Annotated in this window: 13 protein-coding genes and 2 pseudogenes; 6 read left to right on the forward strand and 9 right to left on the reverse strand. The window is 66.5% G+C overall.

The window, feature by feature from the left end; all coding sequences use genetic code 11:
• Positions 1 to 68: 68 nt before the first annotated feature.
• A complete protein-coding gene (locus QCD70_RS13725) occupies positions 69 to 350 on the reverse strand; it encodes a hypothetical protein (RefSeq protein WP_055924271.1) in 282 nt (93 codons plus the stop codon).
• 196 nt (positions 351 to 546) lie between these two features.
• Between QCD70_RS13725 and QCD70_RS13730 the strand changes: the two genes are divergently transcribed.
• Positions 547 to 1,128, forward strand: a complete 582-nt coding sequence (locus tag QCD70_RS13730; RefSeq protein WP_301217216.1) for a histidine phosphatase family protein — start codon at positions 547 to 549, stop codon at positions 1,126 to 1,128.
• Positions 1,129 to 1,199: 71 nt separating this feature from the next.
• Here the strand turns inward: QCD70_RS13730 and QCD70_RS13735 are convergent, their stop codons facing one another.
• The 5 genes from QCD70_RS13735 to QCD70_RS13755 all read right to left on the reverse strand — a co-directional run bounded on the left by QCD70_RS13735 (position 1,200) and on the right by QCD70_RS13755 (position 8,055).
• Positions 1,200 to 2,573 (reverse strand): hypothetical protein, encoded by a 1,374-nt coding sequence (locus QCD70_RS13735; RefSeq protein WP_301217217.1) that lies wholly within the window; start codon positions 2,571 to 2,573, stop codon positions 1,200 to 1,202.
• Between the two features lie 50 nt (positions 2,574 to 2,623).
• Positions 2,624 to 3,865, reverse strand: a complete 1,242-nt coding sequence (gene mmsB / locus QCD70_RS13740; RefSeq protein WP_301217218.1) for a multiple monosaccharide ABC transporter permease — start codon at positions 3,863 to 3,865, stop codon at positions 2,624 to 2,626.
• A 33-nt stretch (positions 3,866 to 3,898) separates the two neighbouring features.
• The gene (gene mmsA / locus QCD70_RS13745; RefSeq protein WP_301217357.1) at positions 3,899 to 5,437 is read right to left on the reverse strand and encodes a multiple monosaccharide ABC transporter ATP-binding protein; all 1,539 of its coding nucleotides are present in this window, start codon (positions 5,435 to 5,437) and stop codon (positions 3,899 to 3,901) included.
• Positions 5,438 to 5,581: 144 nt separating this feature from the next.
• Positions 5,582 to 6,661, reverse strand: coding sequence for a multiple monosaccharide ABC transporter substrate-binding protein (gene chvE, locus QCD70_RS13750; RefSeq protein ID WP_441004946.1), 1,080 nt, complete (start codon positions 6,659 to 6,661; stop codon positions 5,582 to 5,584).
• Positions 6,662 to 7,008: 347 nt separating this feature from the next.
• Positions 7,009 to 8,055 (reverse strand): LacI family DNA-binding transcriptional regulator, encoded by a 1,047-nt coding sequence (locus QCD70_RS13755; protein WP_441004944.1) that lies wholly within the window; start codon positions 8,053 to 8,055, stop codon positions 7,009 to 7,011.
• Positions 8,056 to 8,331: 276 nt separating this feature from the next.
• Between QCD70_RS13755 and QCD70_RS13760 the strand changes: the two genes are divergently transcribed.
• Complete coding sequence (locus QCD70_RS13760; RefSeq protein ID WP_301217222.1) at positions 8,332 to 9,255, forward strand: type IV toxin-antitoxin system AbiEi family antitoxin domain-containing protein; 924 nt, start codon at positions 8,332 to 8,334, stop codon at positions 9,253 to 9,255.
• A gap of 49 nt (positions 9,256 to 9,304) precedes the next feature.
• Here the strand turns inward: QCD70_RS13760 and QCD70_RS13765 are convergent, their stop codons facing one another.
• Positions 9,305 to 10,402, reverse strand: coding sequence for a fatty acid desaturase family protein (locus QCD70_RS13765; protein WP_301217224.1), 1,098 nt, complete (start codon positions 10,400 to 10,402; stop codon positions 9,305 to 9,307).
• A gap of 152 nt (positions 10,403 to 10,554) precedes the next feature.
• The gene (locus tag QCD70_RS13770) at positions 10,555 to 10,989 is read right to left on the reverse strand and encodes a VanZ family protein (RefSeq protein WP_301217226.1); all 435 of its coding nucleotides are present in this window, start codon (positions 10,987 to 10,989) and stop codon (positions 10,555 to 10,557) included.
• A 155-nt stretch (positions 10,990 to 11,144) separates the two neighbouring features.
• Between QCD70_RS13770 and QCD70_RS13775 the strand changes: the two genes are divergently transcribed.
• Complete coding sequence (locus tag QCD70_RS13775; RefSeq protein ID WP_301217228.1) at positions 11,145 to 12,068, forward strand: hypothetical protein; 924 nt, start codon at positions 11,145 to 11,147, stop codon at positions 12,066 to 12,068.
• A gap of 43 nt (positions 12,069 to 12,111) precedes the next feature.
• Here the strand turns inward: QCD70_RS13775 and QCD70_RS13780 are convergent, their stop codons facing one another.
• Positions 12,112 to 13,500 carry a bifunctional dTDP-4-dehydrorhamnose 3,5-epimerase family protein/NAD(P)-dependent oxidoreductase gene (locus tag QCD70_RS13780; RefSeq protein WP_301217230.1) on the reverse strand — a complete coding sequence of 463 codons (1,389 nt, stop codon included), beginning with the start codon at positions 13,498 to 13,500 and terminating at the stop codon, positions 12,112 to 12,114.
• Between the two features lie 127 nt (positions 13,501 to 13,627).
• Here QCD70_RS13780 and QCD70_RS13785 point away from each other — a divergent pair.
• The 3 genes and pseudogenes from QCD70_RS13785 to QCD70_RS13795 form a co-directional block, all read left to right on the forward strand.
• A pseudogene (locus QCD70_RS13785) lies at positions 13,628 to 14,566 on the forward strand (MFS transporter); the annotation flags it as partial.
• Between the two features lie 46 nt (positions 14,567 to 14,612).
• Positions 14,613 to 15,464: pseudogene (locus QCD70_RS13790) on the forward strand (SDR family oxidoreductase); the annotation flags it as partial.
• A 196-nt stretch (positions 15,465 to 15,660) separates the two neighbouring features.
• Positions 15,661 to 15,951, forward strand: coding sequence for a hypothetical protein (locus QCD70_RS13795; protein ID WP_301217232.1), 291 nt, complete (start codon positions 15,661 to 15,663; stop codon positions 15,949 to 15,951).
• Positions 15,952 to 15,986 lie beyond the last annotated feature (35 nt).

The raw sequence follows: 15,986 nt of genomic DNA on the forward strand, positions 1-15,986 counted from the left end.
AGGGTGACGGAATGGAGGTATTCGGGCACGAAGGCCGCGACCGTAGCGGGCCTAGCGCTGCCGGGCTTCTACTTCGAGGCCTTCTTCTCTTTCTTCGAGATCGTCTCGCGCTCGGCCTCAAGGGTGGCCCGCAGATTGTCGTCGATGCGGTCGTCGACGACACCGAGGAACGGGTTGGCCAACCGCTTCTTCGCGGGCAGCGACGACAGGTAGGCGGTGGCCGCCTTCTGCACGCGAACGGTCGCCCGCTCGATCTTCGAGACCGACGCATCGGGGGTGGCGGCGATCTCCGCGTGCTTCCCCAGAGCCTTGATGAGTTCGGCCAGCGCCGTGGTGATCTTCTTCGTCATGGAGGCATTGTCTCAGGCGAAGGTTAACTCGCAAGTCGAAGACGACCATTGCTCACAACCGCCCTTTTCGCCCCCGAACAGATGTGCAGAAAAGAGCACTCCGGGGCGTGTCGGCGAGCGGGGTTCTACGATGGGTCAGGGCCCCGACGTCTGAGCGGATCGCCCTCCTCACCCTGCCGACGAAAGCCCTTCCTCTATGCGCATCGAACTCATCCGCCACGGCCAGACGGACTGGAACCGCGACGACCGGCTGCAGGGATCGAGCGACATTCCCCTCAACGCCACCGGGCGCGCGCAGGCCGTCGAGACCGCTGCCCTGCTCGCCGACCAGGGCCTCGCCGCCATCGTGTCGTCGCCGCTGGCACGCGCCCGCGACACCGCGCGCATCATCGCCGACATCCTCGGCATCGACCTGGGCGCCAGCTACGACGACCTCATCGAGCGCGACTACGCCTCCTTCGAGGGAACCGTGGCGACCAGCCCGATGCCCGACGAGCCCGATGCCGAGTACCCCGACATCGAGAGCCGCGAGTCCGTGACGCTGCGCGGCATGCGCGCCATCGGCGAGATCCGCGACACACGGCTGCCGATCGACGGGCCGGATGCGACGATCGCCGCGGTCTGCCACGGCACGATCATCCGGTTCGTCCTCTCCGAGATCCTCGGCCAGGAGATCCCCCACATCCACAACGCCGCCATCAACGAGATCGAGTGGGCCGACGGCTCGTGGCGCGTGCTGAGCGTCAACGGCACTCCCACCCTCGACGTCTCGGCGTAGCGACCGCCGCAACTCAGGAAGAACCGGGGCGCGGCGCACGAAAATCCGCGATCGGCGCGATTTTTCCTGCGTTAGAGCGGTGCGATCAGGTCGAGCAGCTCGAGTCGACCGCCGCCCCCGGGCACCTCGCCCACGACGCGACCGCCGGCCATCGCCACGGTGCGGTCGCACAGCTGCTGCAGCTCGTCGAGGTCCGACGAGGTCATGATCACGGCTTTACCCGCCGCCGTGATCTCCCCGAGGAGCCGCCACACCTCGGCGCGCTGCCCGGCGTCGAGCTCGCGGGTCGGCTCGACGAGCAGCAGCACTCGATGCGCCGACGCCGGGAACAGTTCGAGCAGGCTGCGGATGCGCACCCACTCGTCGTCACGTCCGCGCATGCGCACGGCGTCGAGCGCCCGGGCTCCCGGCGTCGACGCGGGCGGCTCGTCGTCACGGCTGACGAGCCCCGTGTTCACGAGCGTCGGCAGCATCGAGGGCGTCGCGGGCGCGGAGATGCCACCCACGATGCGCACGCGGTACTTCGGCTGCACCGTCACGATGGCGAAGATGCCGGCGTGGATCGCTGCGATGGTCGAGCTCGTGTCGACGGGCAGCCCGTCGAGCAGCACCGCGCCGGTGGGCTCGGTTCCCGCGGTGCGCCCGAACACGCTGAGCAGCAGTTCGTTGCGGCCCGATCCCTCGAGTCCGGCCAGACCGACGATCTCGCCGGCCGCCGCGCTCACCGAGGCGTCGACGACCACCGGGGTCGTGCGGTCGAACTCGTCGAGAGTGCTCCAGTTCGCGATCTCGACCAGGGGCCCGGATGGCGACTCCGTCGATCGGTCGCGTGGCGCAGGGCCCGTTGCGCCGGCGGGCGCGTCACCGGCCGGCGCCTCGCCGATCGGCGCGTCGCCAGCCATCGCCCGGAGAAGCCGGCCACGGGCATCCACCCGACTGTCGCTGGGCTGCAGCACGGTCGTGACCGACCCCGACGACAGCACCGAGACCGCGTCGGCGATCTCGAGCGCCAGGCGGGGTCGCTGCGAGGCGATGACGACCGCGACTCCGTCGTTCGCGAGGCGGCGCAGCACCTGCACGACGCGGCCGGCACCGGCCTCGGTCAGACCGGCGGTCGGCTCGGTGAGGGCGATCGTGGTGGCCCCGTGGGCGAGCGCCCTGGCCACCTCGACGAGCACGCGCGACGCGGCGTCGAGCTCTCTCGCCGGGGTGGGCAGAGGCGTATAGACGTCGACGCGGCGCAGCAGGGCGGTCGTGCGGGTGCGCATCGACACCCGGTCGACGATGCCCGGAAGCCCGAACAGCCGTCGGCGCGGCTCGATGCCGAGGAACACGTTGTCGGCCAGGTCGAGGGTCGCGGTCAGGCCCGACTGCCGCCGCACGTGGGCGAACGCGACGTCGCCCGCGACCCGCGCCAGGACGGCATCGAGCCCGGGCGAGTCCACGCCGAGTACGACGTGGATCTCGCCCGGGCTCGGGCTGAACGCTTCGGGGATCAGCGGCCTCCGGAGCGGCGCTTGTTGTAGACGTCGAAGGCGACGGCGAAGAGCAGCACGAGGCCCTTGACGGCCTGCTGCCACTCGATGCCGATGCCCATGATCGACATACCGTTGTTCAGAACACCGATGATGAGACCACCGATGATGGCGCCGCCGATGGTGCCGACACCACCCTGAACCGCGGCTCCACCGATGAAGGCGGCCGAGATGGCCTCGAGCTCGAAGCCGTCACCGGCTTTCGGGCCTGCGAGGTTGAGTCGCGCGGTGAAGATGAGGCCGGCGAGGGCGGCGAGGAAGCCCATGTTGACGAACAGCCAGAAGGTGACGTTGCGGGTCTTGATGCCCGAGAGCTCGGCCGCGTGCAGGTTGCCGCCGATGGCGTAGATGTGCCGGCCGAAGACCGAGCGGTTCATCACGATGCCGTAGACGAGCACGAGCACGGCGAGCACGATCAGCGTGATCGGGATGCCCTTGTAGCTGGCGAGCGCGTAGGCGAAGAATCCGATGGCCACCGCGATGAGCACGAGCTTGGCGATGAACCAGATGATCGGCTCGACGGCCTGCCCATAGCTCGCACGGCCCTTGCGGGTGCGGAACTGCTGCACGACGAGCGCGATGATCGCGATGGCGGCAACGCCGAGCGTCAGCGGATCGAGTTCGAGTTCACCGAAGACGTTGCTGAGGAAGCCGTTGCCCAAGGCGCGGTACTCGGTGGGGAACGAACCGATGTTGGCGTTGCCGAGCACGACGAGCGCGAGGCCCCTGAATATGAGCATGCCCGCGAGCGTCACGATGAACGCGGGTATGCCCACGAAGGCGATCCAGAAGCCCTGCCAGACACCCACGAGGGCACCGACCAGCAGCGACAGGATGATCGACAGCCACCAGGGAAGGCCCCATTGCACGGCGAAGACACCCGATACGGCACCGACGAAGGCCGCAACCGATCCGACCGACAGGTCGATGTGGCCGGCGATGATCACCATCACCATGCCGATCGCGAGAACGAGGATGTAGCCGTTCTGCACGATCAGGTTGGAGATGTTCTGCGGTCGCAGCAGGATGCCGTTGGTCAGCACGCTGAACAGCACCACCACCAGGATCAGTGCGATGAAGATGCCGTTCTTGCCGAGGTCGGACAAGATGTGGCTGAACCGTTCGGTGAACCTGTTCTCAACCGGGTTCACCTGGCTGCCGGCCGCGACGCCGTCGGCGGGCTTGGTCTCGAGGTCAGACATGTCGTTGTGCTCCTATATCCACCAGCGCGGGCGCTAGCGGGCCTTTTCCATGGTCATGAGTTTGAGCAGAGCCTCGGGGCTCGCCTCTTCGATCGGCAATTCGCCGGTGATGCGTCCCTCGGAGAGGGCGTAGATGCGGTCGCAGATTCCGAGCAGCTCGGGCAGTTCGCTCGAGATGACGATCACGCCTTTGCCCTCGGCGGCCAGCTTGTTGATGATGCTGTAGATCTCGTACTTCGCTCCCACGTCGATGCCTCGGGTGGGCTCGTCGAGGATCAGAACGTCGGGGTCGGAGTAGATCCACTTCGACAGCACGACCTTCTGCTGGTTTCCGCCCGACAGCTTGCCGGTCTTCGCCAGCACGGTCGGAGACTTGATGTTCATGCTCTTGCGGTACTCGTTGGCGACGGTCCACTCCTGGCCGTCGTTCACGAGGCCGAGCTTCTCGAGCTTCTTCAGCGCCGCCATCGAGATGTTGCGCTTGATGTCGTCGATCAGGTTGAGGCCGTAGGTCTTGCGGTCTTCGGTCGCGTAGGCGAGGCCGTTCGCGATCGCCTCGGAGACGGTGCGGGTCTTGATCTCGACGCCGTTCTTGAACACGCGGCCACTGATCTTCGAGCCGTAGGTGCGGCCGAACAGGCTCATCGCGAACTCGGTGCGGCCGGCTCCCATGAGCCCGGCGATTCCGACGATCTCGCCACGACGTACGTTGATGTTGACGTTGTCGACCATCACGCGGCTCGGGTCCTGGGGGTGGTGCGCGGTCCAGTCCTCCACTCGCAGGATCTCATCGCCGATGTGCGGCGTGTGATCGGGGTAGCGGTGCTCGAGGTCGCGGCCCACCATGTCTTTGATGATGCGCTCTTCGGTGACGTCGCTCTTCTTGATCGTCTCGATCGTCTTGCCGTCTCGGATGACGGTGACCGAGTCGGCGACCTTCTTGATCTCGTTCAGCTTGTGGCTGATGATGATCGCCGTGATCCCCTGCTCCTTCAGGTGCAGGATCAGGTTCAGCAGGTGATCGCTGTCCTCGTCGTTCAGGGCCGCGGTCGGCTCGTCGAGGATGAGCAGCTTCACACGCTTCGACAGCGCCTTCGCGATCTCGACGAGCTGCTGCTTGCCGACTCCGATGTCCATGATCTTGGTCGTCGGGTTCTCGCGCAGGCCGACCCGGGCGAGCAGCTTGGCCGCCTCCGAGTTGGTCTTGTTCCAGTCGATGAGGCCCATGGCCCCACGCTGCTCGTTGTTGAGGAAGATGTTCTCGGCGATCGACAGGTACGGGCTCAGGGCAAGCTCCTGGTGGATGATGACGATGCCCTCGGCCTCGGAGTCGCGGATGTCCTTGAACTCGACGATCTTGTCTTCGAAGACGATGTCGCCCTCGTAGGTGCCGAACGGGTAGACGCCCGAGAGCACCTTCATGAGCGTGGACTTGCCGGCGCCGTTCTCGCCGCAGATGGCGTGCACCTGGCCACGGCCGACCTCGATGGTCACATCTTGCAGAGCCTTGACGCCGGGGAACGTCTTGGTGATTCCCCTCATCTCGAGGATGTTGAGCGGCGCATCGACCATGTCCGTCATCTGCGAACCTGCTTCCTTGCTGGTTGTTCGTGTGGGGGGGTTTTACGTCGCCCTGGGCGGCGACGAGAGACGGGATGCGCCGGGCGCGCGACCCGATCGGGTCACGCGCCCGGAACATCCGGGATCTTCGGGGTATTAGCCCTTGATCTCGTCTTCGGTCCAGTAGCCGGAGTCGACCAGAACCTCGGTGATGTTGTCCTTCACGACGATCTGCGACTCGAGCAGGTAGGAGGGAACGACCTTCGCACCGTTGTCGTAGTCCTCGGTGTTGTTCACCTCGGGCTCTTCGCCGTTGAGGATCGCGGTCGCCATGGCGACGGCGACCTTGGCCAGCTCACGCGTGTCCTTGAAGATGGTCGCGTACTGCTCGCCCGAGTTGATCGCCTTGACCGAGTCGAGCTCGGCGTCCTGGCCGGAGATGGTCGGCCATTCGTCGCCCACCGTGTAACCGGCGTCGGTGAGAGCCGAGATGATTCCACGCGAGATGCCGTCGTAGGGCGAGAGAACCGCGTTGACCTTCTTGGAACCGTCGGAGTACGTGGAGGTCAGGATGTCCTCCATGCGGCTCTGCGCGGTTTCGCCGTCCCAGCGGAGGGTTGCGACCTGCTCGAAGTCGGTCTGGCCACTGCCGACGACGAGAACGCCGCTGTCGATGAGGGGCTGGATCTCCTGCATGGCGCCGTCGAAGAAGAACGTGGCGTTGTTGTCGTCGGGCGATCCGGCGAAGAGCTCGATGTTGAACGGGCCGGCGGGTGCGCCCTCGATGGGCGTTCCGCCGAGCTCGGTGAGGCCGAGACCGTTCAGCATCGACCATGCCTGCTGCTGGCCGACCTTGAAGTTGTCGAACGACGCGTAGTAGTCGACGTTCTCGGTGTCGCGGATCAGGCGGTCGTAGGCGATGACGGGGATGTCGGCGTCGGCCGCATCCTGCAGAACGCTGGTGAGCGTGGTGCCGTCGATGGAGGCGACGATCAGGGCCTTGGCGCCCTTGGTGATCATGTTCTCGATCTGCGAGACCTGGGTGGGGATGTCGTCTTCTGCGTACTGCAGGTCGACCGTGAAGCCGGCGTCTTCGAGCTGCGACTTGACGGCGTCGCCGTCCTGGATCCAGCGCTCGCTCGACTTGGTGGGCATCGCGACGCCGATGAGGCCGCCGTCTCCGCCGCCGTCTCCACCGCTCGATCCGCTCGAGCAGGCCGAGAGGCCGATGATCATCGCGCCGGCGGCGACGCCGGCGAGGAGGGTTTTGATTTTCACTGTGTGAATTCCTTTCGAATGTGCAGTGGACGTCGTTGTCTGCAGTGGTGCGCGAACCGGCGTCGTCCCGGATGACCGATTCGTTTGCCGTGCGAGGCATAGGCCTCGAACGGCGGGGTGCTGGCTAGGAAGAGGACGGTGGACAGTTGCTGCCCCTTCGACGACTCCCTTGTCTGCTCTGTTGTTTCTTCTTGGTACTCAGCGCGAGGTGCTTCACTTTCCTTGTGAACGTTCACAACGCGTGTTCATACTAGTCCTGCACCGGATCACCGTGTCAACCACCATTTTCGGCCGTGTCACGATCGTTACCGAGAAAGCGGCGGGCCGGTCGATCCGCGCACGACGAGGGTCGGAGCGATGATGCCGTCGTACTGCTCCCCCGCGTCGAGGCCGCCGAGAAGCAGTGCCACGCAGCGCCGTCCGAGCTCGGGGAAGTCTTGCCGCACCGTGGTCAGGGGCGGCCAGAAGTGGGCGGCATCCGGAATATCGTCGAAGCCGACGATGCTGATGTCGCCCGGAACATCGAGACGGGCGTCGCGAATGGCGTGCATGAGCCCGAGGGCCATCTGGTCGTTCGCGGCGAAGATGGCCGTGAAGTCGCGCACGCGCAGCAGCTCGCGCCCGGCGAAATAGCCGAACTCGGCGGTCCAATCGCCCAGGAACGGGGCCGTCGTCGGCATGTCCTGGGCGTTCATCTCGTCGAGGAAGCCGGTCATGCGTGCCTCCGCCTCGATCCAGTCCTGGGGGCCGGCGAGGTGGTAGATCGAACGATGGCCGAGTTCGATCAGGTGGCGCGTTGCGAGGCGCGCGCCCATGATCTGGTCGACGGAGAGCGACCTGTCGCCGTCTGTTCCCGTGGACTGCAGGGTGACGATCGGCAGGCGCAGCGCCATGCCCGCCAGGGTGTCGAACACACGCCGCTGCGGCGCGATGACCACGAGTCCCTCGATGGCCTGGTCGAGCAGACGATCGATGGCGCGCACGATCGAGGTCGATTCGAAGCCGTGGATGTTCGCCGTCGTCACCGCGTAGCCGGCCGCGTTGGCCGCGTCTTCGATCGCCTGGATACTGGCGGCGGGGCCGTAGTTCGTGCGCGACGCCGACAGGATGCCGATGGTGCGGGATCGGGAGGTGACCAGCGCGCGGGCGGCCCGGTTGGGCCGGTACTGCAGCTGCTCCATCGAATCGAGCACACGCTGCTTTGTCTCGTCGCGGATGTTGGGCGCGTCGTTGATGACCCGGGAGACCGTCTGGTGGGAGACCCCGGCGAGGCGCGCGACATCGTGCATGCTCGGCGCCCGTGACTTCTTCGCCACCGGCTCGGGTTCGTCTGTCACGCTCTCAAACCTCATCGTTGTTCACGTTCACAAGGGTGAGCGCCTACTCATTATGCACACCCCGGCCGATGGCGCCAGCATCGTGCGGCGCGCAGGGCCCGCCCGCCTGACGATTGACGCCGCCCGTATGCAGGAGAAATGAGCCGAATACGCGGTTTTCGCGCTCGGCACCCCGGTTCTTCCTGAGAAGAGGCGCTTCTCCACTCCGCACTCCGGCCCAGCAGGCAAAGAAGTCCACCGAATCGCCGCCGTCTGCCGCGGGCCACCGCTCGGGTGACCACGATCGGGGCCATGACGACGACCTACGACCGCGACCAGATCATCTCCCGAAGGGGGCTCCTTGCCTTCGGAATGACCCACCACTCCATCGCTCGCGCCGTCGAGCGGGGCGACCTGCTGCGTCTTCGTCGGGGTTGGTACGCGGCGGCCGGGGCACCATCCGATGCCACTCGCGCGGTGCAGCTCGGTGGAGTCGCGACCTCGCTGTCGGCGGCATCCCTGCTCAATCTCTGGACTCCGCCCGACAACACCCTGCACGTCGCGATGCCTCCGAAGGGCAACAGGCGCCGCGTGCCCACCACGCCTCGGCAGGCGCCGAGCCGATACCCGGCGGTATGCCTTCACTGGCGCCAGCACGGCGACAGGCCACGGGCAGGAATCGCATCGGTGGTCGACGCACTCGCCGACGCGGTTCAGTGCCAGCCGGAGGAGTACGCGGTTGTCGTAATCGACTCGGCGCTGAATAGCGGCCTGGTCTCCCTGCGCGAACTCGAGGCCGCATTCACTCGACTCCCCCGCCGCTACGCACGTGCACTCCGCCGCGCGGATGCACGGAGCGAGTCCGGCACCGAGACCCTGGTGCGGATGAGGCTTCGCGCCCTGGGTATCCGCGTCTCGGTGCAGGTGCGCATTGTCGGAGTCGGCCGAGTCGACCTGCTCATCGGCGATCGTTTCGTGATCGAGTGCGACAGCAAGAAGTGGCACACCGGCTCGGAGAAGTACCATGCGGATCGAAACCGAGACCGCATACTCATCGGCCTGGGCTACCTGCCCATGCGCATCACGTACGAGATGGTGATGTTCGACTGGCCCGAGACCGAGCGAGTGATTCTGCGCCGCGTCGCGCAGCGAGACCACCTGTGGCCGCGTCGCCGCAACGCAGGAAAAACCGCCCCTCGTCGGGCGAATACTCGCCGGAAGGACGGTTTTTCCTGAGTTACAGCAAGCACACTCGAAGCGCCGACGCTGCGGAACTGCGCTGGTGCTAGCGGCCGAACGCCTGCGCCGCCGGGCAGTCGAACGGGTCTCCGCCGGCCGAGAGTCCGACCTTGTTGAGGTAGCGGATCACGATGCCGTAGGACTGGCGAAGACCGGTCTCGGTGTAGAGGATGTCGTGCTTCTCGCAGTACTCCTTGGCGATGGCCTGCGCCTTCTTCAGGTTCGGCCGGGCCATGTTCGGAAAGAGGTGGTGCTCGACCTGGTAGTTGAGCCCGCCCATGAACGTGTCCATGGCGAAGCCGCCGCGGATGTTGCGCGAGGTCAGCACCTGGCGACGCAGGAAGTCGACCTTGCTGTCGTGCGGCAGGGTGGGCATTCCCTTGTGGTTCGGGGCGAACGAGGCGCCCATGTAGACGCCGAAGACGGCGAGCTGAACGCCGATGAAGGCGAACGCCATCCCGGGCTCGAGCAGCAGGAAGATGACGACGACGTAGGCCGCGATGCGCGTGGTCAACATGCTGATCTCGAGCCAGCGCTTGTCGACCTTGCCCTTGCCGAACACCGTGCGGAAGCCGTGGATGTGAAGGTTCAGGCCTTCGAACATCAGCACGGGGAAGAAGAAGTAGCCCTGGCGCTTGGTGGCCCAGGCGTAGAGACCCTTCGACTTGGCCGCGTCTTCAGGGATGAACGAGATGAAGTCGCGCTCGATGTCGGGGTCTTTGCCGAGCACGTTGGGGTTGGCGTGGTGGCGCGAGTGCTTCGTCATCCACCACGAGTAGCTGATGCCCACGAACAGATTGGCGAGGGCGCGTCCTGCGATGTCGTTCGCCTTGCCCGAGGTGAAGACCTGGCGGTGCGACGCCTCATGAGCGAGAAACGCGAACTGGGTGAAGATGATGCCGAGCGCGGCGGCCATCAGCAGCTGGAACCACGAGTCGCCGAGCAGCACGATGCCCACGCCGACTCCCCCGAGTGCGGCGATGAGCACACCGAACATGGAGTAGTAGAAGCCCTTGCGGCGGCGCAGCAGGCCGGCGTCGCGAACGGTGTTGAGCAGCGAGGAGTACTCGCTGGTCGGGCTGGTGCGCGCCCCGCCAGGCTTGGTCTTCGTGAACGTGATGCGCGGTTTTACTGTGTCAGTCACAGAGGCCCCCTTCGGCCATCGGGCCCGAGCAGGGCAGCAAGACAACCGGGTTCTAGGGGTGACTTGTTGCCACTCTACGGGGCGGGGCCTCGTTCATGGGCTCGAAGACCGGATGCACGGTCGACCCACAGGCGCTTGCCAGCCCCGGCGGGTTACGCCGGCGATCGGTGCGTCTGTATATAACGCAGGATGCATATGATCGCTCCCCCGAGCAGGGCGCCGCTCGTATTGGCGGCGACATCACCCAGCGAGGCGTACCTGGCGGGCAGGAAGATCAGCTGCGAGAGTTCGATGCACACGGATGCGAGTAGACCGAGCACACCGGACACCCACCAGAGAGACCGTCGCACGAGGATGGCGATGAGAGCACCGATCGGTACGAACATCACGACGTTCGAGGCCGACTCGATGGCGGCGTAGGTCACCCAGTGGGGCAGGCCATGGCGATGCAGGGTCGCCAGAACCCGGCCGATCGCCAGATGGAACGGCCGGTCGACCGGTGTGGGCCAGAAGGTGATGGTGATCACCGCCAGGGTGATCAGTCCCAACGCCATCCATGCCCAGCGTCTGGATCGTGGGCTGTCCATCCACCGAGGGTACCGAAGCAGTGTTTCGATGCCATTTCCTCCGCGCACACCAGCAGAAAATGAGAATTATTCCTTTTTCTCTGGCGAAATTCAGTTATGAGGCGTAGCGTCCGGCTAATGAGAAATATTCATCAAAGTCTCGTCTGGATATAAACATGAGAATTCATCAGTTAGTGATGGCTGTGGCGCTGGCCGGGATACTTCCCGGCGCTGCGATGATCGGTGTCGCCGGCGCCCCCTCCTCGGCGTCGGCCGCAAGTCTCACGTCCGCACCCTCGGCTGTCGTCACCGGCGACGCGGCCTGCGCTGCCGACGGCACCTACTCGATCACCTGGACCGTACAGACGTCAGGCATCCCCGACGGCGACGAGGCCGAGGTCAAGGTGATCACGCCCGAGAACGCGTGGCTCTACGAGTGGGCCCAGCACAGCGCCAACCACGGGCTGCCGGCACTGCCGCCGAACGCATCGTTCACCTGGGTGCAGACCGGCGTCGCCGGAACCACCACGACGGCGCACGTCACCTTCCAGATCGACTGGCACAGCTACAGCCACGACCCCGAGGGCGTGCTCACCCTCACCGGCGACTGCACGACGCCGCCTCCCCCGCCGACGGATGTCCTGCCCGAGACCACGACCAGTTCGATGGACGACACGTCATGCTCGACCGGCCTGGTCACGACCACGACCACCACGACCACCTACTCGTGGATGCCGTCGAGCACGTCTCGCCCCGTCGCCACCCCCACGACCACCACGTCGACATCCACGCGTGCCACCACCGCGGTCGAATGCCCGGTCCCACCCGTCGATCCGCCGGTCCCTCCGGTCGATCCGCCGATCACCCCGGACCCCCCGATCACCCCAGACCCCTCGGTCACGCCGAATCCCCCGACGATCCTCGCCTCGCCCATCACGACGACGGCCCACACCGGAGTCACCCCTGCCCCGCCGGCGCGCCAGCAGCTCGCGAGCACCGGAGTCGACGCACGTCTCCTCGGGGTGGGCGCCCTGGTGCTGCTCACGGGAGGGGTCATGGCGGCGAGCACGGCCGTCATCCGTCGCCGCTCCACGCGATGACAGGGCAAGGAGCAGGGATAAGAGCGCCGAGCCCCGGAGAGCGCTACACGCCCAGGTAGCTCTTCAGAGCCTCGTCGCCATCGCGGGGAACGAACCCGGTGGCGGCGAGCTTGCCGAGGGGCAGCACGCTGCCCAGCGGGCGAGGCGCGACCGACTTGCCGGCGAAGTACTCCTCGGTCGAGACGCCGGTCACATCCGACGCGGAGTGACCGGTGAGCTCGTAGACGCGGGCAGCGATGGCAGCCCACGACAGCGGCTCGCCCTCGTTCGTGAGGTTGTACGTTCCGAAGTCGGCGCCCGTCTTCAGCAGGTGCCGGATGCCGTCGGCCAGGTCGGTCGTGAAGGTCAGGCGCCCGATCTGGTCGTTCACGACGCTCGGGGCCACCCCGCGCGACGCGAGCGACGCCATGGTGCGCACGAAGTTGTTGCCTTCGCCGATGACCCAGCTGGTGCGCACGATGTAGTGACGCGGAACGGTCGACACGATGGCGTCGGCCGCCGCCTTGGTCTGGCCGTAGACGCCGAGCGGCGAGAACGCCTCGTCTTCGGGGTGCTCCGGCGCGGTTCCGTCGAAGACGTAGTCGCTCGAGACGTGCACGAGGGTGAGCCGGTTGGCGGTGGCGACCGATGCGAGCAACGCGACGGCCGAGACGTTCGCGGCCCAGGCATCCGCTCGGCCCGATGCCGTCTCGGCCTCGTCGACCTTCGTGTAGGCGGCGGCGTTGATGATGGTGTCGTAGTCGCCCCAGTGCCGCGTGGTGTAGCTGGCGGGGTCGGCGACGTCGAACTCGGCGCGCGACACGTATTCGGCGTCGGGGAAGACGTCGCGGAGGGCGAGGCCGAGCTGTCCACCGGCGCCGAGCACGAGCGTGCGCGCACCCTTCATAGGAACGACGTCGGCGAGGCGCGGGTGAGCCTGGTCTTTGGCGCTGATCTCGACGTCGTCGAGCGAGATGGGCCAGGGGATGTTCGCGGTCTCGTCGGCGAGGTTGAGGAACGTGTACGAGGCGGCCGGGCTCCAGTGGTCGTTGACCAGGTAGGTGTAGGCCGTGTCCTCTTCGAGGGTCTGGTAGGAGTTGCCGACCCCGCGCGGCACGTAGACGGCGCGGCCCGCGTCGAGCTCGACGGTCACGACGGCGCCGAACGTGTCGCCCTCGCGCAGGTCGACCCAGGCTCCGAAGATGCGGCCGGTGGCCACCGATACGTACTTGTCCCACGGCTCGGCGTGGATGCCGCGGGTGGTGCCGGCCTTGCCGTTGAAGGAGATGTTGTTCTGCACCGGTCCGAAGTCGGGCAGCCCCAGGGCGAGCATCTTCTCGCGCTGCCAGTTCTCTTTGAACCAGCCGCGGTTGTCGCCGTGCACCGGAAGGTCGAGGATCACGAGCCCCGGAATCGCGGTCTCGGTCAGACGCAGTTCGGTCGCTTCGGTCATCGGTAACACCTGTGCTTTCTTTTGCCGCACGCGTTCGGTCGCGCGCAGCGAGCCTACCGGGAACGGGCGCGAGGGTCACTCCGTTGCGCCGGGAATGGACTCGGGTGTTCGGCGCTTGTAGCTCGTCATGACCTCTGTCGCGAACCGGCCCGGCACCACCAGCTCCGACCTGCGTGGATGGCTCGGGGTGCTGTCCGTATCTCTGGGCTCGTTCGTGCTGGTGCTCTCGGAGTTCCTGCCGATCGGCCTCCTCACGGCGATCGCCGACGATCTCGATGTGAGCATCGGAACGGCGGGCCTGATGGTCGTCGCCACCGGCCTGGCCGGTGCGGTCAGCGCGCCGATCGTCACCATCGCCACCTCGCGGATCGACCGGAGGATCGTGCTGTGGTCGCTCAGCCTTCTACTCGTGCTGGCCGATCTGCTCGGCGCGATGGCGCCGAACTTCACCGTGCTCATCGTGGCCCGGCTGCTGCTCGGCGTCGCCCTCGGCGGATTCTGGTCGATCGGCGCCGGCGTCGCGGCGCGGCTCGTGCGCCCGGAGTCGGTCATCCGGGCGTCGTCGTTCATCACGGCCGGCATCTCGGTGGCGACCGTCGTGAGCCTTCCGCTCGGCTCGTTCATCGCATCCGTGGCCGACTGGCGCCTCGCGTTCGTGATCGGCGCGGCGCTCGGCGCCGTATCGCTCGTCGGCCAGCTGCTGCTGCTGCCGAAGATCCCGTCGGTGCAGCGGGTGCGCGCGTCGACCCTGGCCGCGCTGCTGAAGCTGCCCCGCGCCCGGGTGGGACTGATCGGAGCAGTCTTCGTCTTCGTCGCACAGTTCGCGGCCTACACGTTCGTGTCTCCTTACCTCGACGAGCTCGTCGAGGTCGACGCGGCCACGATCACCATGGCGCTGCTCATCTTCGGCATCGCGGGCATCGTGGGCAACTTCGTGGCCGGCTTCACCCTCTCTCGCAGTGTGACCGGCACCGTGGGCGGAGCCATGATCGTGGTCGCCGCCGCCATCGTGCTGCTGCCTTTGCTGGCGTCGACGCTGGTCGGCGTGATCGTGTTGCTCGCTCTGTGGGGTCTGGTCTGGGGCGCACTGCCGCTCGGCCTGCAGACCTGGATGGTCGCGCCAGTCGACCGAGGAGCAGAACATCGCGGTGAACGGCGGCATGGTGCGCGACCTGCTCGCTGCGCTCGACGGGTCTCCGGTGGTGCACGCCGCCCTGGTGACGGGCCTCAAGCACTACCTGGGCCCGTTCGACGCCTATGCACAAGGCGAGATGCCCGATACGCCCTTCCACGAGGACGAGCCCCGGCTCGACGTGCCGAACTTCTACTACACGCAGGAGGACGAGCTCTTCGCCGCCGCGGAGCGACAGGGCTTCACGTGGTCGGTGCACCGCTCCCACACGGTGATCGGCCACGCCGTCGGCAACCTGATGAACATGGGGCTCACGCTCGCGACCTACGCCTCGATCTGCCGTCACCTCGATCGCCCCTTCGTGTTTCCCGGCAGCGAGACGCAGTGGAACGGCGTGACCGACATGACCGACTCGACCGTGCTCGCCGAGCAGATGGTCTGGGCCTCCACATCGCCGACCGGCGCCAACGAGGCGTTCAACGTGGTGAACGGCGACATCTTCCGGTGGCGCTGGATGTGGCCGCAGCTCGCCGCGTACTTCGGCGTCGAGCCCGTCGGCTTCGACACGAACCCCCGACCGCTCGAGCAGCAGATGGAGGGGATGAACGACGTGTGGACGGAGATCGCCACCCTGCACGGGCTCGCCGAGCCCGACCTCGGCCGCCTGGCCTCGTGGTGGCACACCGACGCCGATCTGGGCCGTGACATCGAGGTCGTGACCGACATCAGCAAGAGCCGGCTGGCCGGGTTCCACACCCATCACCGCACGGTGGACTCGTTCACAGCCCTCTTCGATCGCTACCGACACGAGCGGCTCATCCCTGCCGCGTGAACCGAAAAGCCGGTCGAACTCTGCTGACGGCACCCCGCGGTAGGCGGCGCGACCCTACGGCATCCGGGCCCACCTGGCTAGCATCAGTTGCGCCGCTCGCCTGCACGGCTAGCCTCGAAGCTCGATCGAACATGACACCGCAAAGAGGCGGTGCAGGCGATGGGACAGCTGTCCTGATCGTGTCGAGGGGGCCGACATGAAGTTCATCCGATGCCAGGGCAAGTCGTTCGTGACGACCGATGACGTCGCACACGCGGTGACGAACTTCTCGGTCGCCGCCGGTCGCCGCGGGCGTGTGGTGATCATCGACGTTCCGGTCGTCGCCGAGAACGATGGGCCGGTCGTGCAGCTCATTCTCTTTCCGGGCGAACCGCTCGAGGTCTCCGACTCGGCGATGCCGCACCAGGAGCTCGACACGACCCCCCTCATCCGGTCGCTCACGGAAAGAAGGCTGGCCTGGCTGCCCCACACGACCGAGACCGACTGAACCGAGCAGACACACGCTGACACCGGCCGGATGCG

Source organism: Agreia sp. PsM10 (assembly GCF_030433855.1).
Classification (GTDB): Bacteria; Actinomycetota; Actinomycetes; order Actinomycetales; family Microbacteriaceae; genus Agreia.